Raw genomic sequence first — 22,286 nt, forward strand, 5'->3', positions numbered from 1 at the left:
ATGCGTTCCGTGTGCGCGCCGCCGTCTCCGGTCTCGTCCGTATCCGGACGGGCCTCTTCGGCGACGTCCCGACTCGTGTGCTCATCCGTAGACTCTGTCGTCATCGACAGGCCCCGGAGTCCGTGCCCCATGAGGCAGGAGGACCCGGGAAGTGTTCACCGGAATCGTCGAAGAACTGGGTGAAGTCACCGCCGTCGAGAACCTCGGCGATGCCTCCCGCTTCCGGCTCCGCGGCCCCGTCGTCACCGACGGCGCCCGGCACGGCGACTCCATCGCCGTGAACGGGGTCTGTCTCACCGTCGTCGACCACGAGGGCGACGAGTTCACCGCCGACGTCATGGCCGAGACCCTGAACCGCTCCAGCCTGGGCGCGCTCACCACCGGCTCCCGCGTCAACCTCGAACGCCCCACCGCCGTCGGCGCCCGCCTCGGCGGCCACATCGTGCAGGGCCATGTCGACGGCACCGGCGAGATCCTGGAGCGCAAGCCCTCCGAGCACTGGGAGATCGTGAAGATCTCCCTGCCCGCCCACCTCGCCCGCTACGTGGTCGAGAAGGGCTCCATCACGGTCGACGGCATCAGCCTCACCGTCGTGGACGCGGGCCCCGACTACTTCACCGTCAGCCTCATCCCCACCACCCTCGCCCTGACCACGCTCGGCGTGAAGCAGCCCGGCGACCCGGTCAACCTGGAGGTGGACGTGATCGCCAAGTACGTGGAGCGGCTGCTCGCGGCCGGTCAGGGGGCCGGCCGGTGAACTCGCTCAACACCGTGGCGTTCACCCTCTTCGGGCAGCACATCCTGTGGTCCGACATGACCGGCAACATCCTCGGCCTGATCGGCCTCGTCCTCGGCTGGCGCCGCTCCCTGTGGAGCTGGCCGGTGCAGTTCGCCTCCGGCCTCGTCCTCTTCGCCGCCTTCTACGGCCACCTCACCGGCAGCGCCGGCAAGCAGGCCGTCGTCATGGTGGTCGCCCTCTACGGCTTCTGGCAGTGGAACCGCGGCCGGGGCCAGGCCGGCGACGGCCACATCGCCCCCCGCTTCGCCACCTGGCGCGAGCGCGCCGCGCTGCTCGGCGCCGCCGCGATCGGCACCGTCGCCGTGGCCCTGCTGTTCACCGCGTTCCCGGCGCTGTCCTGGGACCCCTGGCCGGACGCCTACATCTTCGTCGGCACCGTCGTCGCGATGTACGCCCAGGCCAAGGGCATGGTCGAGTTCTGGTTCGCCTGGCTGCTGGTCGACCTCGTCGGCGTCCCCCTCAACTTCGCCAACGGCTACGCCTTCTCCGGCTTCGTCTACGTCATCTACGGCGCACTCGTCCTGTGGGGCATGCGCGACTGGTGGCTGCGCTCCCGCAAGAGCCCGCGGCCCGTTCTGGAAGGAGCACCGGCATGACCCCGGCCACCCCGCTCTACGACCCCTACGCCTACTCCTACGACGGTGACGGCATCGAGGAGTTCACCCTCGACCCCGTCGAGCAGGCCGTCTCCGACATCGCCGCCGGACGCCCCGTGATCGTCGTCGACGACGAGGACCGGGAGAACGAGGGCGACCTCGTCATCGCCGCCGAGAAGGTGACCCCCGAGATCGTCGCCTTCATGATGAGCGAGTGCCGGGGCCTGGTCTGCGCCCCGATGGAGGCCGCGGAACTGGACCGGCTGCGGCTGCCGCAGATGGTCGAGGACAACACCGAGTCGATGAAGACAGCCTTCACCGTCTCCGTGGACGCCTCCGGCGCGCACGGCGTGACCACCGGCATCTCCGCCGCCGACCGCGCCACCACGCTCCAGCTGCTCGCGAGCGGCACCGCCGGGCCCGCCGACTTCGTGCGCCCCGGCCATGTCTTCCCGCTGCGCGCCCGGCCCGGCGGCGTCCTGGAGCGCAACGGCCACACCGAGGCCGCCGTCGACCTCGCCCGGCTCGCGGGGCTGCGCCCGGCCGGCGCCATCGTGGAGATCGCCGGTGAGGACGGCCGGATGCTGCGGCTGCCCGAGCTGATCCCGTTCGCCCGCAAGCACGGCCTGACGATCATCTCCATCGAGGACCTGATCGCCTACCGCCGCGGCACCGAGCCCACCGTCCGCCGCGAGGCCGAGACCCTGCTGCCCACCCGGCACGGCACCTTCACCGCGCACGGCTACCGCTCCACCGTCGACGGCGTCGAACACGTCGCCCTCGTCCACGGCGACCTCGGCACCGGCGAGGACGTCCTGGTCCGGGTGCACTCCGAGTGCCTCACCGGCGACGTCTTCGGCTCGCTGCGCTGCGACTGCGGCCCCCAGCTGGACGACTCGCTGGCCCGCATCCAGGAGGAGGGCCGCGGTGTCGTGGTCTACCTGCGCGGGCACGAGGGCCGCGGCATCGGTCTGCTGTCCAAGCTGCGCGCCTACGAGCTCCAGGAACAGGGCCGCGACACGCTTGACGCCAACCTGGAACTGGGCCTGCCCGCCGACGCCCGCGACTACGGGGCCGGCGCCCAGATCCTCGCCGACCTCGGCGTGCACAGCGTCCGGCTGATGACCAACAACCCCGACAAGGCCGACGCGCTGGAGCGGCACGGGGTCGAGGTCGCCGCGCGCGAGCCGATGCCGGTCCGGGCGGGCGAGCACAACCTGCGCTACCTGCGCACCAAGCGGGATCGCATGGGCCACGACCTGCCCTGGCTGGACACCCCGGCCACCTGCCCGAACCAGTAGGCCACAACCAGCGAACAAGCAACGCCAGTCGAGTCAGAAGGCACTTAGGAGAGACGTGAGCGGCAAGGGTGCACCGGAACTGTCCGTACGCAACGCGGGCGACCTCAGGGTCGCCGTCATCGCGGCGCAGTGGCACGAGAAGGTGATGGACGGTCTGGTGAACGGCGCCCTGCGCGCCCTCGGCGACCTGGGGATCGACGAGCCGACCCTGATCCGGGTGCCGGGCAGCTTCGAGCTCCCGGTCGCCGCCAAGGTGCTGGCCGCGCGCGGCTACGACGCGGTGGTCGCCCTCGGCGTCGTCATCCGCGGCGGCACCCCCCACTTCGACTACGTGTGCCAGGGCGTCACCCAGGGCCTCACCCAGGTCTCCGTGGAGACCGGCGTCCCGGTCGGCTTCGGCGTGCTCACCTGCGACACCGAGGAGCAGGCCCTGGACCGGGCCGGCATCGAGGGCTCCAGCGAGGACAAGGGCCACGAGGCGGTGATCGCGGCGGTCGCCACGGCCGCGACGCTGCGTTCGGTATCCGAACCCTGGCACTGAGGCGCCGGCCGGAGCGCGTAGGGTAAGGACCACCATGTCCAAGAAGACGTTCGAGGAGCTTTTCACCGAGCTCCAGCACAAGGCCGCCCACGGCGATCCCGCCACCTCCCGCACCGCCGAACTGGTCGGCAAGGGGGTCCATGCCATCGGCAAGAAGGTCGTCGAAGAGGCCGCCGAGGTCTGGATGGCCGCCGAGTACGAGGGCAAGGAGGCGGCAGCCGAGGAGATCTCCCAGCTGCTGTACCACGTCCAGGTGATGATGGTCGCCCGCGGGATCTCCCTGGACGACGTCTACGCCCACCTCTGACCGAGACGCCGTACCGCCGCGCCCTGCCGCGGCACACCGCACCAACCCCCTTCACCGCAAAGGAAGCCGTCCTCATGCTGCGCATCGCCGTCCCCAACAAGGGTTCCCTGTCCGGCCCTGCGGCGGACATGCTGCATGAGGCCGGCTACCGGCAGCGCCGCGAGTCCAAGGAACTGCGGATCGTCGACCCGGGCAACGAGGTCGAGTTCTTCTACCTCCGCCCCCGCGACATCGCGATCTACGTCTCCTCCGGCCGCCTCGACATCGGCATCACCGGCCGCGACCTGCTGGTCGACTCCGGCGCGGACGCCGAGGAGATCCTCCCGCTGGGCTTCGCCCGCTCCACCTTCCGCTTCGCCGGGAAGCCGGGCACCGCGAACGGCGTCGAGGACCTGAAGGGCCGTACGGTCGCCACCTCGTACGAGGGCATCGTCGCCCGGCACCTCGCCGACAGCGGCGTCGACGCCTCCGTCGTGCACCTGGACGGCGCCGTGGAGACCGCGATCGAGCTGGGCGTCGCCGAGGTCATCGCCGACGTCGTGGAGACCGGCACCAGCCTGCGCAACGCGGGCCTGGAGGTCTTCGGCGAGCCGATCATGAAGTCCGAGGCGATCGTGATCCGCCGCACCGGCGCGGACGCCGGGGAGCCCAAGGTGCAGCAGTTCCTGCGCCGCCTCCAGGGCGTCCTGGTCGCCCGGACGTACGTGATGATGGACTACGACTGCCGGGTCGAGCAGCTGGAGAAGGCCGTCGCCCTCACCCCCGGCCTGGAGTCCCCGACCGTCTCCCCGCTGCACAACGAGGGCTGGGTCGCGGTCCGCGCCATGGTGCCCGCCAAGGACGCGCAGCGGATCATGGACGACCTCTACGCCATCGGCGCCCGCGCCATCCTCACCACGGCCATCCACGCCTGCCGCCTCTGAGGGGTATGTGATGTCCGACCTGCCCACCCTGCCGGTCACCTTCCGGCCGGGCCACACCCGCGTGATCCTGCTCACCGCCGCCGTGGCGATCTTCCTCACCATCTCGGCGGTCGCCCTGTTCCTCGACGGCCTCGGTCCGGGGGAGCGGATGAGCTTCGTGGTCACCGGGGCGCTGATCTTCTGGGTGCTCGCCCAGCTGGCCCGGATCAAGGTCGTCGCCGACGAGAGCGGCGTGACCGTCGTGAACATCGTCAGCAAGCGGCGCCTGGACTGGGCGGAGATCCTTCAGGTGAACCTCCGTCCGGGGGATCCCTGGGTGTTCCTCAACCTCAGTGACGGCACCAGCCTGCCCGCGCTCGGCATCCAGCCGGGCATGGCCAAGCGGCGCGCGATCGCCGACGCCAGGGCGCTGCGGGCGCTCGCCGAGGCCCACTCGGCCGCCCGCCTGGGGGAAGATCAGGGCTGACTCGGGGCCGACTGCGGGTCGCCCACCCTGCCCGCCCGGCCCCGTCTTGATTAATCTGGGTGGCGGAGGCCGCGCCGATCGCGCCTCCGCCCCTGTGTGCCGCCCCGGCGCCAGGGGTTCCTGCGACCCGAGGAGTGAATCCCCCCGGCGATGGACGGATCGTCCTGTAGTACCTGCGCCGCCCCCACCCGACATACCGGGAAGGCGGCGGCATCATGACCACCCCCCTGTTGCTCCTCGCAGCCGCGTTCCTGCTGATCCTGGCCAACGGATTCTTCGTGGCGGCCGAGTTCGGCCTGGTGACGGTCGAGCGCCCCGAGGCCGAGAAGGCCGCCGCCGACGGCGACAGGCGCGCCCGTACGGTCGTGGAGTCGCTGAAGGAGCTCTCCTTCCAGCTCTCCGGCACCCAGCTCGGCATCACCATCACCTCCCTGGTCGTCGGCATGCTCGCCGAACCCGCCCTGGGCCGGCTGCTGGGCGCCCCGTTCGCCGCGCTCGGCCTGCCGTCCGGTGTCGCCTCGGGTGCCGCCGTGCTCGTCGGCATGCTGCTGGCCTCCGCGATCCAGATGGTGATCGGCGAACTGGTGCCCAAGAACTGGGCGGTCTCCCGGCCGCTCCAGGTCGCGCGCTTCGTCGCCGGCCCCCAGCACCACTTCTCCCGGCTGTTCCGGCCGGTGATCGCCGCGCTCAACACGGTCGCCAACCGGCTGGTCCGCGCCCTCGGCGTCGAACCCGCCGACGAACTGGCCTCCGCCCGCACCCCCGGCGAACTGGTCTCCCTGGCCCGGCACTCGGCCCTGGCCGGCGCCCTGGAACAGGACACCGCCGACCTGTTCGTCCGCACCCTGTCACTGGGCGAGCTGACCGCCCAGCACGTCATGACCCCGCGCGTGAAGGTCAGCGCGCTCCAGGACTCGGCCACCGCCGAGGACGTGGTCAACCTCACCCGCGCCACCGGCCTGTCCCGCTTCCCCGTCTACCGGGAGAAGATCGACGAGATCGTCGGCATGGCCCACCTCAAGGACGCCCTCGCCGTCCCGGCGCACGACCGGCTGCGCACCCCGGTCGGCCGCATCGCCCGCCCCGCGCTGCTGGTCCCCGAGACCCTGCCCGTCCAGCCCCTGCTGGCCCGGCTGCGCAGCGAACAGCCCATCGCGGTCGTGGTGGACGAGTACGGCGGCACGGCCGGCGTGGTCACCCTGGAGGACATCGTCGAGGAACTGGTCGGCGAGGTCCGCGACGAGCACGACGCCAAGGACGTGCCCGAGCTGGCCGCCGCCCCGCCCGAGGACGGCAGGCCCGCCTGGGACGTGGCCGGCAGCTGCCGGGTCGACATCCTCCAGCGCATAGGCCTGGAGGTGCCCGAGGGGCCGTACGAGACGGTCGCCGGACTCGTCGCCGACCTGCTCGGCCGCATCCCGGCCCCCGGCGACCGGGCCGAACTGCCCGGCTGGCGGCTCGCGGTCCGCCAGGTCGGCCACTACCGCGCCGAACGGGTCCGCCTGGTGCGGACCGCCCCGGCGGCGAACCTCGCGGAGGCCTCGCGATGAGCGTGCTCCAACTGGTCCTCGCCGCCCTGCTGGTGCTGGCCAACGGCTTCTTCGTGGGCGCCGAGTTCGCGCTCGTCTCCGTGCGCCGCAGCCAGATCGAACCGCTCGGCACCGCCCGCGCCCGGCAGGTGCTGTACGGCCTGGAGCGGCTGCCGCAGATGATGGCCGCCGCCCAGTTCGGGATCACCGTGTGCTCCCTGACGCTCGGCGCGGTCGCCGAACCGACCGTGGCGCATCTGCTGGAGCCGGCGTTCGCGGCGCTGCACCTCCCGGACGGCGTGATCCATCCGCTCGGCTATGTCATCGCGCTGGCCGCGGTGGTCTTCTTCCACCTGGTCATCGGCGAGATGGTGCCGAAGAACCTCGCCATGGCGGCGCCCGAGAAGGCGGCGCTGTGGCTCAGTCCGGGCCTGGTCTGGTTCGCCCGCGTGTGCAAGCCGATCACCGTGTCCCTCGGGGCCGTCGCCCAGGCCGTGCTGCGGCTGTTCCGCGTCGAACCCAAGGACGAGGTGGAGGCCGTCGTCACCAGCGAGCAGCTCAACCGGCTCCTGGAGGACTCCGGGCAGGCGGGTCTGCTCGACCCGGAGGAGAGGGAGCGCCTGGAGGACGCCCTGGAACTGGGCTCCCGCCCGGTCACCGACGTCCTGCTGCGCCGTGAGTCCCTGGTCACGGTGACGCCCGCGGTCACCTCGGGGGAGATCGTGCGGCTCACCGCGCGCACGGGGTACTCCCGCTTCCCGGTCGCGGCCACCGAGAAGGGCGCATTCATGGGGTACGTGCACGTCAAGGACGTACTCGACCTGGAGGACTCCGAGCGGGCGGTGCCGCAGAACATCTGGCGGCCGATGACGACCCTGCGGGCCGAGCTGCCCCTGGACGACGCCCTCACGGTCATGCGCCGCGCCGCGACGCACCTGGCCCAGGTGGCGGACGCGTCCGGGAAGGTGCTGGGGCTGGTGGCGCTGGAGGACGTCCTGGAGATGCTGGTGGGCGAGGTGCGGGACCCGGCGCACCGGGGAAGCGCCGACATGCGGCTGACGGAGCCGAGGGTGAGCGGCGAGTCGGAACAGGCGCTCGCCACGTAGGCGCGGTGCGGGGGAGCCGTGCGGTCGCGGCCCGGTGGCGGGTCGCTCGCGCGGCTCCCCGCGCCTTTCGGGGGGCCTACGCTGGGGACGGGTCCTGCGGTCCCCGGCCCGACAGGACCTCCCCGTACGCCTGCATCAGGTCGGCCAGCCGCAGCGTCGCCAGGTCCTCACGGGACAGCGACCCCGCGTACGCCGACAGCCGCAGGTCCCGGTACGCGCAGCTCTTCTCGTACAGCGTGCGCAGGAACCGCCCGTTGCCCAGCTCGTCGATCCACCCCTGGTCGACCACGTGCCCGGCGATCGACCGCAGCTCCTCCAGTGCCTCCTCGTCCCACTGGTCCCCGTTCTCCGCGGCCAGCACCTTCCCGATCTCGGTGAGTTCACCGGGCCGGTACGAGGGGAAGTCGACCCGGCTGGTGAAGCGGGACGACAGACCGGGGTTCGCCGCGAGCAGCCGGTCCATCCCCTCGGGATACCCCGCGAGGATCACCACGAGGTGGTCCCGGTTGTCCTCGGCCCGCTTCAGCAGCACCTGGAGCGCCTCGTCCCCGTACGCGTCCCCCTTGCCGTACCCGGAGTTGGAGAGCGAGTACGCCTCGTCCACGAACAGCACCCCGCCGATCGCGGAATCGATCAGCTCATTCGCCTTCACCGCGGTCTGCCCGAGGTACTCGCCGACCAGATCGGCCCGCTGCGCCTCGACGAGATGGTCCCCGCCGAGCAGCCCGAGGGCGTAGAACACCCGCCCGAGGATGCGGGCCACCGTCGTCTTGCCGGTCCCGGAGGGCCCGGAGAAGACGAAGTGCCGCTTCGGCGGCTGCACGGGCAGCCCCTGCCCGGCCCGCAACCGCGCCATGTTCAACTGCGCGGACAGCGCCTTCACCTGGCGCTTGACCGGTTCGAGCCCGACCATCCGCTCCAGCTCGGCGAGCGCCTGTTCGAGCAGCGCGGGATCGGTCGGACCGGTGGGCAGGGGCGAGCCGGGTGCCCCGGCCCGGTCGCGGACCCCCGGCTCGGCGACGCCCGGCAGCGGCCCGGCCGGCGGCTCCGGCTCCGGCAGCCGCAGATCGCGCCCCTCGGTGCCGAAGAACGGATCGAAGCCGTCCGGCCCGTCCACCGTGTCCTGCCCGGCGCCGGTCAGCGTGATCGCGGCGAGGCCGGCCGCGTCGTCGTAGCCGTCCCCCTCGGCGATCGCCGCGAGCCGGGCCGAGGTGTCCATGAAGGCGGGGTCGACCCGGTGCACGGCCCGGTAGAGGGGGAGCGCGGCGGCGGAGCGGCCGGTGCCCTCGTGCGCCCGCGCCAGCCAGTAGCGCAGTTCCTTGCGCTGCGGCTGCTCGCTGCGGCAGCGCATCAGCGCCGCCGACAGCAGCGGTTCGGCCTGCCCGTACATCTCCAGGCGCACCCGCGCCATGCCGCCGAACAGCCCCGCCTCTATGCCGAGCAGGGGATCGTCCAGCAGCGGGTCGGTGTGCCGTACCAGCTGCTCCCAGTCCTTGACCAGGTAGGAGCGGCAGGCGTGTAGGAAGCGGACCTGGGGATCGGTGTCGACGGGGGGCAGCCCGGCCAGCGCCCGGTCCAGCTCGGGCACGTGCCGGCCGTCCAGCCAGTGCGAGGCGTGCGCGAGCAGCAGATCGCGTGGGCTCTCCAGCACCGGCTGCACCCACCAGCCAAGCCAGTACCAGGAGTTGATCGGACGGCGGTGCCGGGCGCGCTGTTCGCCGAAACGCTCGCGGTGCCGGAACATCCGCAGCAGCGCGGTGGTGGTGTCGACCCGGAGCGCGTGCAGCCCCAGCCAGCCGTCCGCCATGCCCGGATCCATCCGTACCGCGGCCCGGAACTCCTCTTCCGCCTGTGGATAGGCGCCCATGGTGTAGGCGTCGACCCCGCGCAGCCAGGCGAGGTCGGCCGGGGCCTCCGGGCCCTGCGTGCCGAAGTCCATCACGTCCCCCACAGACCGTGCCCCCGTGGTTCACCGCCGGACGGTCGCCCGGCGGCCGCCGCGGCCGAACCGCCGTGCCGCGGACCGGAGTTGCAGGTGCGCGAGGCTGTTGCCGAAGCTCGCACCAAGGGCATCGTACCCGCGCGGGTACCGCGTGCCGAAGGGTGCGGCACAGGCCGATCGGCGCGGTGGGAGCGGACGGAATCCGGTCGCTTCAGTGACCGAGGGTGATCGCAAGGGGGCGCAAACGACCTGGAAAGGGGTGCGCGGGCAGAACGAAGCCCCCGATCACGGGGGAACAACCGGGGGCTTCGCGTCTGTTGGCGGCTTCGTATCGCCGCACATTGAGAACGTAAGACCTGTACGGCCCCCCGGTCAAGCGAAGTTGGGGCACTTCGGGAAGTTGGCCGACAAGAGTCTTCACCGTTTCACCACATGGGGGTGGGGTCGTCACTCAGGGTCACTCCTTGGCCCGATCCCCGGGGTCGCGCTGGCCCCGGCAGCACCTCGTACCCCTCATCCCTCTGGCGCACCAGCAGCCCGGCGTGGGGGCGGGTCGGGTCCCCGGCGAAGTGCGCGCGCTCGGCCTCGACCCAGCCGTCCCAGAACTCCCGCTGCGCCGCCCCGTCCCGCCGCCGGCCGCGCGCCCACGCCTCCTCGCGGGGCAGTTCCATCCACAGCAGTTCGGCGAGAAACGGCCGTAGCGCACGCCGGCCCGCGCCCACGCCCTCCAGCAGGACCACCGGCGCGGGCGGCAGCGGGCGCGCCGGGCCGAACGCGCGGGTGTTCCAGTCGTAGGGGAGGTAGGCGGCGGCCTCGCCGCGGGACAGCGGCTCGATCACCTGCGTCCGCAGCCGGTCGGTCCAGGCGAACAGCCGCTCATGGCTGGCGATGTCGTCGAGGTGGAGCACCGGTGCCCCGCCCAGCGCGGCGGCCAGCCGCCCGGCGAAGGTGGACTTCCCGGAGCCGGCGTGCCCGTCGACGGCGACCAGCCGGACCGGTCCGAGGGAGGGCGGCAGGGCGCGCAGCCGGACGGCGAGATGCTGAATGACGATTCCCGAAGGTGTGATGCGGTGTGGGGGGTTTTCCGGGAAGAGTCTAGTAGCGGCGCATAGCGGGCGGGCCGCCGAGGGCCCGCACGAAAGTAAGTTACTCCTTGAACTACCGCTGGTCGGGGTCTCCTCGCTCACCTTCGATAAACATTCTCGAATCCCTGACCGATATGTCGAATTCGGCGTTCCGGGTCTCCTCCGTGCTGAGTAAGGTGCCTCCTGTGCTACCGCGGGAAGCGGTGGCCGGGGGACACGGCGCGTGAACAAGGCAGGGGACATGGCCGCGGAGTTATTCGAAGGGCAGTATGTGTGGCACCCGGCTGCCGACGACCGAGTCCTGGCCGGCGTTTGCGTCGATGTCCGCGCCGGGCGATATCGGCACGCGTACGAGGCGCTGGCCGAGACGCGCGACGACTTCGCCCTGCGCGCCCACCGCTCCCTGGTCCTCGCCTCCGAGGCGGCCGGCACCGACCTGGTCGAACGCTGGCTGGCCGAGGAGCCCTCGCCCGAGGCGGCCCTCATGTGGGCCCGTGTCGCCGTCCAGCGCGCCCTGCGCGCCGCCGACGGGCACGACGACCGCGCCGAGGCCCTGGAGCGCATAGCGCTCACCGCCTGCGAACGGGCCGCCGCGCTGGCCCCGCGGGACCCCACCCCGTGGGTGGCCAAGCTCGCCATGGCCCGGCTGCACCGGCTGCGCGACCCCGCCCCGCAGGGCCTGCTCACCTCACCGCCCGGCCCCTGGCGGCTGTTCGCGCACATCCTCACCCTGGACCCCTGGCACCGGGAGGCCCACCACCGCTTCCTCTCCGCCTTCTTCGCCCGGCACGGCGGCTCGGTCAACGCCGCCTGGGACGTGGCCGCCTTCCTCAGCCAGCGCGCGCCCGCCGACTCGGCGCTGCGCCTGCTGCCGCTGGTCGCCCTGGTGGAGAGCTACAACCCGACCCAACTGCTCGCCGATCGCGTCTGGGAGCAGCCCCAGTGGCGCGCCACCGCGCTCGCGATCTACCACAACTGGCTTCCCACGGTGCCCGATTACCGCTTCACGCCGGTGCTCGACCTGGCCTACCTCGCGCACGCGCTGGTCATGGGCCAGCGCGAGTTCGAGGCCCGCGCGGTCTTCGCGGCGATGGGCCCGTACGCCTCGCGCATGCCCTGGAGCGCCTTCGGCGACCCCGCCGAACAGCTCTCCCGGGCACGCCGGGCCTGCGGGCTGCCCGTCCCCGGACCCGCGTGACCCCCCTTTGCTCGTCACCCGTCCCCCCTCGTCGAGCGCCCCCGAGCGTTCGAGAGGCACGAGAGAAAGGCCGATCTGTGTCAGAACGGATGTCTGCTCCCCGGGCCAAGTCCCGCGGCCGAGAAGACGCGGTCGTGCTCGACGACGACGCGACCCTGCACGCGATGGGTTATCCGCGGAAACTCACCCGCCGTTTCCAGGCGTTCGACAATTTCGCGATCTCCTTCACCATCATCAATATCCTGTCGGGTATCTTCTCGTCCTTCGGATTCGGTATGAACGCGGGCGGCCCGCGCATTCTCGTGTTCGGGTGGATCGGTGTCTCGCTCATGGTGCTGCTCATCGGCGCGGCCATGGGCGAGGTCGCCTCCGCGTATCCGACGAGCGGTGCCCTCTATTTCTCCGCCGGTAAACTCGCCAAGCGCCACAAGGGCGCCTGGTCCTGGTACACGGGCTGGTTGAATTTCGTCGGACAGATCGGCGGCACCGCCGCCACCGGCTATGCGGCGGCCACCTTCATCCAGGCCTTCGTGCAACTCCAGTGGCCCTCCTACCAGCCGACCGTCCACCAGACGGTGCTGATCACGGCCCTGATCATCGTGCTCCAGGGGCTCGCCAATACCTACACGGTCCAGCTTGTCGCCGTCCTCAACCGCATTTCCGTGTGGTGGCTACTGATCGGACTCGTGGTGATCGTGGGCGCACTCATAGTGATACCGGATCACCACCAGTCGGCGTCCTTCGTCACGCATTTCGAGAACAACACCGGCTTCACGAGCGGCCTTTACGGCGGCATGCTCGGACTGCTGGTCACCAGCTGGACGTTCACCGGCTTCGACGGCAGCTTCCACATGTCCGAGGAAACGGTGCAAGCCACGGTCAACGCGCCCAAGGGGATCACCCGCGCCATCGGGTATTCGGCGATCACCGGGCTCATCCTGATGCTTGCACTGGTCTACAGCATTAAGGACTACGCCAAGGAAGCCGCCAACGGTGCGCCGCCCGTGCAGATCCTGATCGACGGCCTCGGCCTGACCACCGCCAAGGTCATGCTGCTCATCGTCATCGGCGCGATGCTTTTCTGCGGTCTCGCCAACCTCACCAGCAACACCCGGCAGATCTTCGCCTTCTCCCGCGACGGCGCCATGCCCGGTTCCCGCCTGTGGCACTCGGTCTCGCCGCGCACCCGTACCCCCGTCAAGGCGGTCTGGCTCGCGGTGGCCTGCTCGCTCGCCCTCATCGTGCCCGGCTGGTGGTCGCACACGGCCTTCACCGCGATCGTCAGCGTCAACGTGGTCGGCCTGTTCCTCGCCTACGCCGTCCCGATCTTCCTGCGGCTGCGGCTCGGTGACGCCTTCGAGTCCGGCCCGTGGAACCTGGGCCGCTGGAGCAAGCCGGTCGGCTGGCTCGCCGTGATCTGGATCGTGCTCAGCAGCATCCTGTTCATGCTGCCGCAGGCGTCCCCGATCACCGTGGACTCCTTCAACTACGCGCCGATCGCCCTCGTCGTCGTGCTGCTGGTGGCCACCATCTGGTGGTTCGCCACCGCCCGCCGCCGCTTCCAGGGCCCGATCAGCTACGGCCGCCCCGACGAGATCGCGGCCATGGACCTCGTCTGAACCACGCGCGACCGGGCCCCGGCCCCGGCACCGCCACCCGCGGTACCGGGGCCGGGGCCTTTGTCCGTCCTGTGCCGGCGCCGTCACCGGATCAGACCAATGTTCATGGCGCGGCATCGCCCCAAGTGCTGGCAGGGACCCCGCGGCTGCCCCATAGTTGGCGCACGACGTGCACATGATCCAGCCCCGACTCCGGACACCTGGGGGTAGTCGCGCCCATGAGCAGAGCCCAACAGCCGTCCCGCAGAAGCGTCCTGACCGTCGCGGTCGCCGCCGCGGTGGCCACCGCCGCCACGCCCGCCGCGGCCGCCGCCCGGCGGGGCACCGCCACCGCGCGGGCACCCCTCGCCACCAAGGAGACCGGCCTGGCGGAGGCCCGCCCCATCGACTACCACGCCTGGACCACGTACAGCGAGTGGCGCACCGGCACCGTCCGGGGCGCCCGCCCGGTCTCCGGCGACCGCCCCGGCGTGGTCATCGGCGCCCCCGCGGGCTCCGTCGACTACACCGACCCCCACACCGGCACCACCGCGACCTGGGAGTACGCCACCTGGACCGCCCCGCGCCACCGGCTCACCGTCCCGGCCACCGAGGTCGTCGCCTCCTGGAACGCGCACACCCCCGACGGCACCTGGATCCAGGTCGAGTTGAGCGGCACGTACTCGGACGGCGGCGACACGCCCTGGTACGTGATGGGCCGCTGGGCGGCCGGGGACCAGGACATCAAGCGGACCTCGGTGGACGGCCAGAGCGACGGCAAGAGCAGCGTCTGGACCGACACCTTCGCCATCGACGACGCCTCCACCGGGCTGCGCCTCGTCTCGTACCGGCTGCGCCTGACCCTCTACCGCAAGCCGGGCACACGGCTCACCCCGACCGTGTGGCGGCTCGGCGCGATGGGCTCCGACATCCCCGACCGCTTCACCGTCCCGGCCTCCACGCCCGGCCTCGCGCAGGAACTGGTGGTGCCGCGCTACTCGCAGGAGATCCACAAGGGCCAGTACCCGCAGTACGACAACGGCGGCGAGGCGTGGTGCAGCCCGACCTCCTCGCAGATGATCGTGGAGTACTGGGGCGGCCGGCTCACGGCCGGGCAACTGTCCTGGATCGACCCGTCCTACGCTGACCCGCAGGTCGACGCGGCCGCCCGTTTCACGTACGACTACCAGTACCAGGGCTGCGGCAACTGGCCGTTCAACGCGGCCTACGCGGCGACCTTCGACGGCCTCCAGGGCGTCGTCACCCGGCTCGCCTCGCTGACGGACCTGGAGACGCTGATCGCGGCCGGCATCCCGGCCATAACGTCCCAGTCGTTCCTGAGCACCGAGCTGACCGGGGCGGGCTACGGCACCTCCGGGCACCTCATGACCGTGATCGGCTTCACCGCGGACGGCGATGTGATCGCCAACGACCCGGCCTCGCCCAACGACGACGCGGTACGACGGGTTTACAAGCGCCGGGAGTTCGAGAACATCTGGCTGCGGACGAAGCGCTACAACGCCTCCGGCGCGGTCGCCTCCGGCAGCGGCGGGGTCTGCTACCTCTACTTCCCGGCGCATCCGAGCGCCCACCAGCTCAAGGCCCTGGCCGCGGTGGGTGTGCGCTGACCATGTGAGCAAGCTCATCGCCGCGCGGGCCGTCGCGGGTGGCAAGGTGGACGGACGGTGGGGGAGACCGCTTCGTACGTCCGACCTCTGTGAGTACCAGCATGACCGCACACTCCGCCACCGCCGCCCGCGTCCGCACGGGCGGCCCCCGCGACGACGGGCCCAAGATCCTCGAACACGTGGTGGGCTGGGTGCTCGTCGTGGTCACCGCGATGCTGGTCACCCAGCTCGGCCTGCTCTGAACCGGGCCCTACTCCAGGGACTTGATCAACCCCGGCGCACTGCTGTGCTGGACGCTCCCGTCCCCGCCGCCGCTGACGGCCCCCGCCCCGACCAGCAACCCGGCACCGATCACGGCCGCACACACCGCCGAGACCAGCGTCCGCACCCGAAACCGCTGAGAATGCCGCATCGTGCCTCCTCGCATCCGTGAGCGAATCACCCGCACGCGCTGACGCGTCGGTCAAGGACCGTAGGAGGACTAGACCAGTAGGTCAACGGCGGGGGAACGGTTTCCGGCCGCGCGGACCGTGTGCCGGCCGCGTTCCCACCCGTCCCGCGGACCCCTCCACGACACCCCCCGGCGAGCCCCCGGCTGGAATGTTGGAGTGAGCGGTCGTTAACTGGTGACGGGAGTCCGATGTTCGGGCATACTCAGCGCAGCCGCTGGTCAGCGGGCTTCCGTGATCCGGGGGTGCGCACCGTGGCCGTAACGGAACGATCAGGCGGAGCCGCCCTGACCCGTGGGCCGTGCCGCCGGTTCCCCACCAGGGAGGAGACCGACGCCATGTCCGACCGCGACCCGCAGCCGGTGGAGCGTCAACTGCCGACGGACGAGGCGAGGGACCTGCTCACCCTCGTCCGGGAGATAGCCCGGCGTGAGATCGCCCCGAAGGCCGCCGAGGAGGAGGACGCGGGCCGCTTCCCGCGCGAGGTCTTCACCCTGCTCTCGGAATCGGGCCTGCTCGGCCTGCCGTACGACACGGAGCACGGCGGCGGCGACCAGCCGTACGAGGTCTACCTCCAGGTGCTGGAGGAACTCGCCGCGGCCCGTCTCACCGTCGGCCTCGGCCTCAGCGTGCACACCCTCGCCTCCTACGCGCTCGCCACCTACGGCACCAAGCAGCAGCGGGTCGAGCACCTGCCCGCGATGCTCGGCGGCGGGCTCCTCGGCGCCTACTGCCTCTCCGAGCCCTCCTCCGGTTCCGACGCCGCGTCCATGCGCACCAGGGCCGTGCGGGACGGCGACGACTGGGTGATCACCGGCACCAAGGCATGGATCACCCACGGCGGCATCGCCGACTTCTACACCGTCATGGCCCGCACCGGCGAGGACGGCCCCCGCGGCATCACCGCCTTCCTCGTGCCCGGCGACGCGCCGGGCCTCAGCGCCGCCGCGCCCGAGAAGAAGATGGGCATGAAGGGCTCACCCACCGCCCAGGTCCACTTCGACGGCGTCCGCGTCGGTGACGACCGCCGCATCGGCGACGAGGGCCAGGGCTTCACCATCGCCCTCTCCGCCCTCGACTCCGGCCGCCTCGGCATTGCCGCCTGCGCCATCGGCGTCGCCCAGGCCGCGCTGGACGAGGCGGTCGGCTACGCCACCGGGCGACGGCAGTTCGGCCGGCCCATCGCCGACTTCCAGGGCCTGCGCTTCATGATCGCCGACATGGCCACGCAGATCGAGGCGGGCCGCGCCCTGTACCTCGCCGCGGCGCGGCTGCGCGACGCCGGCAAGCCGTTCGCCAAGCAGGCGGCCATGGCCAAGCTGCACTGCACCGACACCGCCATGAAGGTCACCACGGACGCCGTACAGATCCTCGGCGGGTACGGCTACACCGCCGACTTCCCGGCCGAGCGCTATATGCGTGAGGCCAAGGTGCTCCAGATCGTGGAGGGCACCAACCAGATCCAGCGGATCGTCATCGCCCGTCATGTGGCGGGACCCGAAGCCCGCTGAGCAGGCCCGGGCCGAACGGGTCGGAAGCGAACCGGCCCGGACCGAACTGGCCCGCGCTGAACTGGCCCGTACGCACCGTCGGCGCCGCCAGCCGCACCCACTCCGGGTCCTGGCGGCCCGGCAGGGTGCGGCCGCGGTCGGCCCAGGCACGCAGCAGCTCGCGGTAGATGGGCGGGTCCTGCACAGCGGCGGACCGGTCCGGCACCGCGGGGCGCGGGACGAGGATGCGGAGCCGGCGCCCGGTGGCCGAGTGCGGGGATGTCATACCCATGAGAACGCGGCACCGGGCGGGCAGGTCACCGCCCGCCCGAATCGGGCGTCAGTCCAGGGACGTCCGGCGAGGCGCCGGGGCCGGGGCGCGGGGCGGGCGGGGCTCAGGCGGCCCGGCGGCGCATCTCCGGCACCCGCATCGGGCGCGAGCCCGGACCGCCGACGTGCGAGAAGGGCTGCGTCCGCCAGTCGAGACCCTGGGGGAGCGTCAGCAGCAGCGCGGTGTCCTGCTCCTGCGGGACGACGGACTCGTCCGCGGGGCGGGCGTCGGCGGCCGAACGGCCGGTGCCCGCGCACACCGTGAGCCCGAACGGGTTCCACGGCGAGGCGCACAGCGCGTGCTCCGGCAGGACCCTCTCGTCCGCCAGCAGCGCGATCGGCTGTGCGCAGTCCGGGCAGATCACCCGGTACATCTCCAAGGTGTCGTAGGCGTCCAGCTCCTCCTCGAAGGCGTCGGGTTCGACGCCCTCCGGCTCGGGCTCGACGACCGGCTGCTGCCGCTTGGACGCGGATCGACCAGGGCGCTTGACACTCTGCATGGGATTCTCCCCCTAAGGCTGGGCCGTGAAAGGCTCGTCGGCCACGACCACAGCAAGCACTTCCCGCCCGCTCTCGGTGGTAATCACGAGAACATCACGGAGCCTGTTCGAACGGTGTGGCGTTCGTCACATGCCGCGTGCAGATGACCATACTGCCGTCCATGGAGGGCCGTCGGCTGTCCGAGAAGATCGAACGCCCTGTAGGTTTTGGCGCCATGGAGGAGCTGGACCGTCAGATCGTGCAGCTGCTCGTCAAGGACGGGCGGATGAGCTACACAGACCTGGGCAAGGCCACGGGCCTGTCCACGTCGGCCGTGCACCAGCGGGTGCGCCGGCTCGAACAGCGTGGCGTCATCCGCGGCTACGCCGCGGTGGTCGACCCGGAGGCGGTCGGGCTGCCCCTCACCGCGTTCATCTCGGTGAAGCCGTTCGACCCCAGCGCCCCCGACGACATCGCCGACCGCCTCGCCGGCGTGCCCGAGATCGAGGCCTGTCACAGCGTTGCCGGCGACGAGAACTACATCCTCAAGGTCCGCGTGGCCACCCCCCACGAACTGGAGGAACTCCTGGCCCGGCTGCGCAGTCTGGCCGGAGTGTCGACCCGTACGACGGTCGTCCTCTCCACCCCCTACGAGGCCCGCCCCCCGCAGATCTGACGGCACCGCCGGACTCCCCGCGCCCCTCCGCCGGCAGCCGGCCCGCCACCGCGTTCCCGCCCCACATGCAACGCCACCCACCATCCGAGGGAAACTGTCGCCTATGAGCGACCGCACCCTCCTCCTGCGCAACGGCGATGTACACAGCCCCGCCGATCCCTTCGCCACCGCGATGGTCGTGGAGGCCGGCCATATCGCCTGGGTCGGGTCCGAGGGCGCGGCGGACGCCTTCGCCGACGGGGTGGGCGAGGTGATCGATCTCGACGGGGCCCTGGTCACGCCGGCCTTCACCGACGCCCATGTGCACACCACCGCCACCGGCCTCGCCCTGACCGGCCTCGATCTGTCCGCCGCCCCCTCCCTGGACGCCGCCCTCGCGCTGGTCCGGGAATTCGCCGCCGCCCGTCCGGCGGACCGCGTGCTGCTGGGTCACGGCTGGGACGCCGCCCGCTGGCCCGGTGGCCGGCCGCCGACGCGTGCGGAGCTGGACGAGGCCACCGGCGGACGCCCGCTGTACCTCTCCCGCATCGACGCGCACTCGGCCGTCGTCACCACCGCCCTGCTGGACATGGTCGGCGGCGACCTGCCCCGCGCCGACGCCCCCCTGACCAAGGACGCCCACCACGCCGTACGCGCGGCCGCCTTCGCCGCCATCACCCCCGCCCAGCGCGAGGAGGCCCAGCGCACCGCGCTGACCCACGCCGCCTCCCTCGGCATCGGCTCGGTGCACGAGTGCGGCGGACCGCAGATCTCCTCCGAGGACGACTTCACCGGCCTGCTCCAGCTCGCCGCCGCCCTGCCCGGCCCCCGCGTCCTCGGCTACTGGGCCGAGCAGGACGTCGACAAGGCCCGTGAGCTGGGCGCGATCGGCGCCGCGGGCGACCTCTTCGCCGACGGCGCCCTCGGCTCGCACACCGCCTGCCTGCACGCGCCGTACGCCGACGCCGACCACAGCGGCACCGCCTACCTCGACACCGACGCCATCGCCGCTCATGTGATCGCCTGCACCGAGGCGGGCCTCCAGGCGGGCTTCCACGCGATCGGGGACGCCGCCGTGACCTCCGTGGTCGACGGGGTGCGCGCCGCCGCCGAGAAGGTCGGCCTCGCCCGCGTCCGGGCCGCCCGGCACCGGGTCGAGCACGCCGAGATGCTCACTCCCGAGACCGTGGCCGGCTTCGCCGAGCTGGGCCTGATCGCCTCCGTGCAGCCCGCCTTCGACGCGCTGTGGGGCGGCGAGGGCGGCATGTACGCCCGCCGCCTCGGCGCCGAGCGGGCCCGCACCCTCAACCCGTATGCCGCCCTGCTGCGCTCCGGCGTCCCGCTGGCCTTCGGCTCCGACAGCCCTGTCACCCCGCTCGACCCCTGGGGCACGGTCCGCGCCGCCGCCTTCCACCACACCCCCGAGCACCGCGTCTCCGTGCGCGCCGCCTTCACCGCGCACACCCGCGGCGGCTGGCGGGCGATCGGCCGGGACGACGCGGGCGTCCTGGTGCCCGGCGCCCCTGCCGACTTCGCCGTGTGGCGCACCGGCGAGCTGGTCGTGCAGGCCCCCGACGACCGGGTGGCCCGCTGGTCGACCGACCCCCGCTCCGGCACCCCCGGACTGCCCGACCTCACCCCGGGCGCCGAGCTGCCCCGCTGCCTGCGCACCGTGGTGGGCGGCCGGACGGTCTTCGTACGGCCGGGCGAGTGATCTCCGGGGGCGGCGCGACGGCCGCCGTGTGACCGCGCCTTGGCGCGCGACCTGCGCATCCTCCGCACCGCTTCCCGAGCGGCGTCGAGAACACGCAGGTCAGAGCGCTGTTGACAGTCGGGCGCGGAAGGCCGGTAGGTTCGTCCGAGTCCACCACCGGACGCCCGACCGGGAAGCGTTCGCGCATCTTTCCGCCGCGCCGCTGGGTCAGGGGACGGCGCCCCGCACCGGGGTGCCGCCACTGGCAGCCAGGCTCAGCGCCCGCGCCGGCGGGGGAGCGTTCCAGCCGGTCGGCCAGGTGTGACCCCGGATGGGGCCCGGCCTCAGTAGACAACGGCTCTCGGTCGATCCGCAGCCAGCGGGTCCCAGGTCGGCCCGAAGGGCGCCGGGCCCCCATCCGCAGCACGGTGGAGGCAACCCATCCGGGTTCGGAACCCTCCGAACAGTCGGAAGAGGAAAAGAACGTGGCGCGAACGGGCCGAGAACATCCCGAAACACACGTTCTTACCCCACTCTTGTGCAATCGACACCACCATAGGAACGAGCTGTCACGTCTACCCAGGCGGCGGCCACTATGGTGGACGCCTGCGTACGACCAGAAGGGGCAGCAGTGAACGACGGCGACGGGACCCTCGCGGCCAAGGCCCAGGGGAGGCAGTTCGGTCCGCTCGGCACGGCCTTGGTGATCATCCCGACCTACAACGAGGCGGAGAACATCAAGACCATCGTCGGCCGGGTGCGCAAGGCCGTCCCCGAGGCGCACGTGCTGATCGCGGACGACAACAGCCCCGACGGCACCGGCAAGCTCGCTGACGAGCTGGCCGCCGCGGACGACCACGTCCAGGTCATGCACCGCAAGGGCAAGGAGGGCCTGGGCGCCGCCTACCTCGCGGGCTTCCGCTGGGGCCTGGAGCGCGACTACGGCGTGCTGGTCGAGATGGACGCCGACGGCTCCCACCAGCCCGAGGAGCTGCCCCGGCTGCTCACCGCCCTCAAGAGCGCCGATCTGGTGCTCGGCTCCCGCTGGGTGCCCGGCGGCCGGGTGGTCAACTGGCCCAAGTCCCGCGAGTTCATCTCCCGCGGCGGCAGCCTCTACTCCCGGCTCGCCCTCGATCTGCCGCTGCGCGACATCACCGGCGGCTACCGCGCCTTCCGCGCCGAGACCCTCAAGGGCCTGGGCCTGGACGAGGTCGCCTCGCAGGGCTACTGCTTCCAGGTCGACCTCGCCCGCCGCGCGGTCAAGGCCGGCTACCACGTGATCGAGGTCCCGATCACCTTCGTGGAGCGCGAGCTGGGCGACTCCAAGATGAGCAAGGACATCCTGGTCGAGGCGCTGTGGCGGGTCACCGCCTGGGGCGCGGGGGACCGCGTCGCCAGGCTCACCGGCAAGGACAAGCGCACCTCCTAGCCCCTTATCCGGCGCTGAGCCGGCGCCAGGCACACTGGGGGTATGACGACTGGCGCTCCGACCTCCCCGTACACCGCCCGGCCCCGGCGCTCCCGGCTGCGCAGGTATCTGCCGCTGGGCGTCGCCGCGTGGCTGGTGCTGGAGATCTGGCTGCTGACCCTGGTCGCGGGCGCGGCGGGCGGCGAGACCGTGTTCCTGCTGCTCGTGGCCGGAGTGGTCGCCGGCTCGGTGGTGATCAAGCGGGCGGGCCGGCGGGCCTTCCAGAACCTGAACGAGGCGCTCCAGCGGGGCGGTTCCCCCAAGCGCGGCGGGGGCAACGGGCTGACGATGCTCGGCGGCCTGCTGCTGATCATTCCGGGCATGGTCTCCGACGCCCTCGGCCTGCTCCTGCTGCTGCCGCCGGTGCAGAAGGCCGTGAGCCGGCTCGCGGAGAACACCGTCGGGAAGCGGCTGCGGGCCGCCGCGCCGGGCAGCCTGGGCGACGCCTTCCAGCAGGCCCGGATGCACCGGCCCGACGGCAAGGTGGTGCAGGGCGAGGTCATCCGGGAGGAGCGCGCCGAGGGCCCGGACCCGGACGAGCGGCGCCCGCCGCTGACCCGCTGAGACGCCCGCCGCTGGCCGGCCGGGAGCCCCGCGGCGGCCCCGGGACACACAGACGGAAAACACAGACCGCGGGCGCCGTACGTCCCTGAAGAACGTACGGCGCCCGCGGCCTCGTGTCTGTGCGCTTGCGGCGTGCCC

The 22,286-nt window shown here is 72.1% G+C and carries 23 protein-coding genes; 18 read left to right on the top strand and 5 right to left on the bottom strand.

Annotated elements, in window-relative coordinates; all coding sequences use genetic code 11:
• Positions 1-151 precede the first annotated feature (151 nt).
• The 9 genes from ACE4Q9_RS27805 (at position 152) to ACE4Q9_RS27845 (ending at position 7,568) form a co-directional block, all read left to right on the top strand.
• Positions 152-757 (top strand): riboflavin synthase, encoded by a 606-nt coding sequence (locus ACE4Q9_RS27805; protein WP_397986955.1) that lies wholly within the window; start codon positions 152-154, stop codon positions 755-757.
• Positions 754-1,395, top strand: a complete 642-nt coding sequence (locus ACE4Q9_RS27810) for a nicotinamide riboside transporter PnuC (RefSeq protein WP_397986956.1) — start codon at positions 754-756, stop codon at positions 1,393-1,395. The genes ACE4Q9_RS27805 and ACE4Q9_RS27810 overlap by 4 nt, the downstream gene beginning before the upstream one ends.
• Positions 1,392-2,696, top strand: a complete 1,305-nt coding sequence (locus tag ACE4Q9_RS27815) for a bifunctional 3,4-dihydroxy-2-butanone-4-phosphate synthase/GTP cyclohydrolase II (RefSeq protein ID WP_397986957.1) — start codon at positions 1,392-1,394, stop codon at positions 2,694-2,696. The genes ACE4Q9_RS27810 and ACE4Q9_RS27815 overlap by 4 nt, the downstream gene beginning before the upstream one ends.
• 55 nt (positions 2,697-2,751) lie before the next feature.
• Positions 2,752-3,237 carry a 6,7-dimethyl-8-ribityllumazine synthase gene (gene ribH / locus ACE4Q9_RS27820; protein WP_397986959.1) on the top strand — a complete coding sequence of 162 codons (486 nt, stop codon included), beginning with the start codon at positions 2,752-2,754 and terminating at the stop codon, positions 3,235-3,237.
• Between the two features lie 34 nt (positions 3,238-3,271).
• Positions 3,272-3,544: a phosphoribosyl-ATP diphosphatase gene (locus ACE4Q9_RS27825; protein WP_007491392.1), complete on the top strand. Its 273-nt coding sequence runs from the start codon at positions 3,272-3,274 to the stop codon at positions 3,542-3,544.
• A gap of 74 nt (positions 3,545-3,618) precedes the next feature.
• Positions 3,619-4,467 carry an ATP phosphoribosyltransferase gene (gene hisG / locus ACE4Q9_RS27830; RefSeq protein ID WP_397986960.1) on the top strand — a complete coding sequence of 283 codons (849 nt, stop codon included), beginning with the start codon at positions 3,619-3,621 and terminating at the stop codon, positions 4,465-4,467.
• 10 nt (positions 4,468-4,477) lie between these two features.
• The gene (locus ACE4Q9_RS27835) at positions 4,478-4,933 is read left to right on the top strand and encodes a PH domain-containing protein (RefSeq protein WP_397986961.1); all 456 of its coding nucleotides are present in this window, start codon (positions 4,478-4,480) and stop codon (positions 4,931-4,933) included.
• A 215-nt stretch (positions 4,934-5,148) separates the two neighbouring features.
• Positions 5,149-6,483: a hemolysin family protein gene (locus ACE4Q9_RS27840; protein ID WP_397986962.1), complete on the top strand. Its 1,335-nt coding sequence runs from the start codon at positions 5,149-5,151 to the stop codon at positions 6,481-6,483.
• Entirely contained in the window at positions 6,480-7,568 is a 1,089-nt protein-coding gene (locus tag ACE4Q9_RS27845) for a hemolysin family protein (RefSeq protein ID WP_397986963.1), read from the top strand. The genes ACE4Q9_RS27840 and ACE4Q9_RS27845 overlap by 4 nt, the downstream gene beginning before the upstream one ends.
• 76 nt (positions 7,569-7,644) lie before the next feature.
• On the opposite strand, the gene ACE4Q9_RS27850 is transcribed toward ACE4Q9_RS27845, so the two are convergent.
• Positions 7,645-9,507, bottom strand: a complete 1,863-nt coding sequence (locus ACE4Q9_RS27850) for an AAA family ATPase (RefSeq protein WP_397986964.1) — start codon at positions 9,505-9,507, stop codon at positions 7,645-7,647.
• Between the two features lie 428 nt (positions 9,508-9,935).
• Positions 9,936-10,556: a uridine kinase gene (locus ACE4Q9_RS27855; RefSeq protein ID WP_397987349.1), complete on the bottom strand. Its 621-nt coding sequence runs from the start codon at positions 10,554-10,556 to the stop codon at positions 9,936-9,938.
• Positions 10,557-10,836: 280 nt separating this feature from the next.
• Between ACE4Q9_RS27855 and ACE4Q9_RS27860 the strand changes: the two genes are divergently transcribed.
• The 4 genes from ACE4Q9_RS27860 to ACE4Q9_RS27875 all read left to right on the top strand — a co-directional run bounded on the left by ACE4Q9_RS27860 (position 10,837) and on the right by ACE4Q9_RS27875 (position 15,261).
• A complete protein-coding gene (locus tag ACE4Q9_RS27860) occupies positions 10,837-11,793 on the top strand; it encodes a hypothetical protein (RefSeq protein ID WP_397986965.1) in 957 nt (318 codons plus the stop codon).
• Between the two features lie 77 nt (positions 11,794-11,870).
• Positions 11,871-13,412: an amino acid permease gene (locus ACE4Q9_RS27865; RefSeq protein ID WP_397986966.1), complete on the top strand. Its 1,542-nt coding sequence runs from the start codon at positions 11,871-11,873 to the stop codon at positions 13,410-13,412.
• 218 nt (positions 13,413-13,630) lie between these two features.
• On the top strand, positions 13,631-15,019 hold the full coding sequence (locus tag ACE4Q9_RS27870; protein WP_397986967.1) for a peptidase C39 family protein: 1,389 nt from the start codon (positions 13,631-13,633) through the stop codon (positions 15,017-15,019).
• A gap of 101 nt (positions 15,020-15,120) precedes the next feature.
• The gene (locus tag ACE4Q9_RS27875; RefSeq protein WP_397986968.1) at positions 15,121-15,261 is read left to right on the top strand and encodes an SCO1431 family membrane protein; all 141 of its coding nucleotides are present in this window, start codon (positions 15,121-15,123) and stop codon (positions 15,259-15,261) included.
• Positions 15,262-15,269: 8 nt separating this feature from the next.
• Here the strand turns inward: ACE4Q9_RS27875 and ACE4Q9_RS27880 are convergent, their stop codons facing one another.
• Complete coding sequence (locus tag ACE4Q9_RS27880) at positions 15,270-15,431, bottom strand: hypothetical protein (protein ID WP_397986969.1); 162 nt, start codon at positions 15,429-15,431, stop codon at positions 15,270-15,272.
• A gap of 375 nt (positions 15,432-15,806) precedes the next feature.
• Here ACE4Q9_RS27880 and ACE4Q9_RS27885 point away from each other — a divergent pair, with 375 nt between their 5' ends.
• Positions 15,807-16,979: an acyl-CoA dehydrogenase family protein gene (locus tag ACE4Q9_RS27885; protein WP_397986970.1), complete on the top strand. Its 1,173-nt coding sequence runs from the start codon at positions 15,807-15,809 to the stop codon at positions 16,977-16,979.
• Here ACE4Q9_RS27885 and ACE4Q9_RS27890 read toward each other — a convergent pair.
• Both ACE4Q9_RS27890 and ACE4Q9_RS27895 read right to left on the bottom strand, forming a co-directional pair.
• The gene (locus tag ACE4Q9_RS27890) at positions 16,942-17,250 is read right to left on the bottom strand and encodes a hypothetical protein (protein ID WP_397986971.1); all 309 of its coding nucleotides are present in this window, start codon (positions 17,248-17,250) and stop codon (positions 16,942-16,944) included. The genes ACE4Q9_RS27885 and ACE4Q9_RS27890 overlap by 38 nt on opposite strands.
• A gap of 103 nt (positions 17,251-17,353) precedes the next feature.
• Positions 17,354-17,788: a hypothetical protein gene (locus ACE4Q9_RS27895; RefSeq protein WP_397986972.1), complete on the bottom strand. Its 435-nt coding sequence runs from the start codon at positions 17,786-17,788 to the stop codon at positions 17,354-17,356.
• Positions 17,789-18,003: 215 nt separating this feature from the next.
• On the opposite strand from ACE4Q9_RS27895, the gene ACE4Q9_RS27900 reads away from it, so the two are divergent.
• The 4 genes from ACE4Q9_RS27900 to fxsA all read left to right on the top strand — a co-directional run bounded on the left by ACE4Q9_RS27900 (position 18,004) and on the right by fxsA (position 22,148).
• Positions 18,004-18,444, top strand: coding sequence for an Lrp/AsnC family transcriptional regulator (locus ACE4Q9_RS27900; protein ID WP_111586615.1), 441 nt, complete (start codon positions 18,004-18,006; stop codon positions 18,442-18,444).
• Between the two features lie 103 nt (positions 18,445-18,547).
• Positions 18,548-20,137 (top strand): amidohydrolase, encoded by a 1,590-nt coding sequence (locus tag ACE4Q9_RS27905; protein ID WP_397986973.1) that lies wholly within the window; start codon positions 18,548-18,550, stop codon positions 20,135-20,137.
• A 610-nt stretch (positions 20,138-20,747) separates the two neighbouring features.
• Entirely contained in the window at positions 20,748-21,545 is a 798-nt protein-coding gene (locus tag ACE4Q9_RS27910; RefSeq protein WP_397986974.1) for a polyprenol monophosphomannose synthase, read from the top strand.
• 42 nt (positions 21,546-21,587) lie between these two features.
• On the top strand, positions 21,588-22,148 hold the full coding sequence (gene fxsA, locus ACE4Q9_RS27915; protein WP_397986975.1) for an FxsA family membrane protein: 561 nt from the start codon (positions 21,588-21,590) through the stop codon (positions 22,146-22,148).
• Positions 22,149-22,286: the final 138 nt, after the last annotated feature.

This window comes from Streptomyces sp. AM6-12 (genome assembly GCF_044327085.1).
Classification (GTDB): domain Bacteria; phylum Actinomycetota; class Actinomycetes; order Streptomycetales; family Streptomycetaceae; genus Streptomyces.

Excerpts from the sequence above, each read along its gene's own strand:
- ACE4Q9_RS27815 (WP_397986957.1), top strand. The coding sequence starts at position 1,392 with ATGACCCCGGCCACCCCGCTCTACGACCCCTACGCCTACTCCTACGAC.
- ACE4Q9_RS27825 (WP_007491392.1), top strand. The coding sequence starts at position 3,272 with ATGTCCAAGAAGACGTTCGAGGAGCTTTTCACCGAGCTCCAGCACAAG.
- hisG (WP_397986960.1), top strand. The coding sequence starts at position 3,619 with ATGCTGCGCATCGCCGTCCCCAACAAGGGTTCCCTGTCCGGCCCTGCG.
- ACE4Q9_RS27835 (WP_397986961.1), top strand. The coding sequence starts at position 4,478 with ATGTCCGACCTGCCCACCCTGCCGGTCACCTTCCGGCCGGGCCACACC.
- ACE4Q9_RS27840 (WP_397986962.1), top strand. The coding sequence starts at position 5,149 with ATGACCACCCCCCTGTTGCTCCTCGCAGCCGCGTTCCTGCTGATCCTG.
- ACE4Q9_RS27845 (WP_397986963.1), top strand. The coding sequence starts at position 6,480 with ATGAGCGTGCTCCAACTGGTCCTCGCCGCCCTGCTGGTGCTGGCCAAC.
- ACE4Q9_RS27850 (WP_397986964.1), bottom strand. The coding sequence starts at position 9,507 with ATGGACTTCGGCACGCAGGGCCCGGAGGCCCCGGCCGACCTCGCCTGG.
- ACE4Q9_RS27860 (WP_397986965.1), top strand. The coding sequence starts at position 10,837 with ATGGCCGCGGAGTTATTCGAAGGGCAGTATGTGTGGCACCCGGCTGCC.
- ACE4Q9_RS27870 (WP_397986967.1), top strand. The coding sequence starts at position 13,631 with ATGAGCAGAGCCCAACAGCCGTCCCGCAGAAGCGTCCTGACCGTCGCG.
- ACE4Q9_RS27875 (WP_397986968.1), top strand. The coding sequence starts at position 15,121 with ATGACCGCACACTCCGCCACCGCCGCCCGCGTCCGCACGGGCGGCCCC.
- ACE4Q9_RS27880 (WP_397986969.1), bottom strand. The coding sequence starts at position 15,431 with ATGCGGCATTCTCAGCGGTTTCGGGTGCGGACGCTGGTCTCGGCGGTG.
- ACE4Q9_RS27885 (WP_397986970.1), top strand. The coding sequence starts at position 15,807 with ATGTCCGACCGCGACCCGCAGCCGGTGGAGCGTCAACTGCCGACGGAC.
- ACE4Q9_RS27890 (WP_397986971.1), bottom strand. The coding sequence starts at position 17,250 with ATGGGTATGACATCCCCGCACTCGGCCACCGGGCGCCGGCTCCGCATC.
- ACE4Q9_RS27895 (WP_397986972.1), bottom strand. The coding sequence starts at position 17,788 with ATGCAGAGTGTCAAGCGCCCTGGTCGATCCGCGTCCAAGCGGCAGCAG.
- ACE4Q9_RS27900 (WP_111586615.1), top strand. The coding sequence starts at position 18,004 with ATGGAGGAGCTGGACCGTCAGATCGTGCAGCTGCTCGTCAAGGACGGG.
- ACE4Q9_RS27905 (WP_397986973.1), top strand. The coding sequence starts at position 18,548 with ATGAGCGACCGCACCCTCCTCCTGCGCAACGGCGATGTACACAGCCCC.
- fxsA (WP_397986975.1), top strand. The coding sequence starts at position 21,588 with ATGACGACTGGCGCTCCGACCTCCCCGTACACCGCCCGGCCCCGGCGC.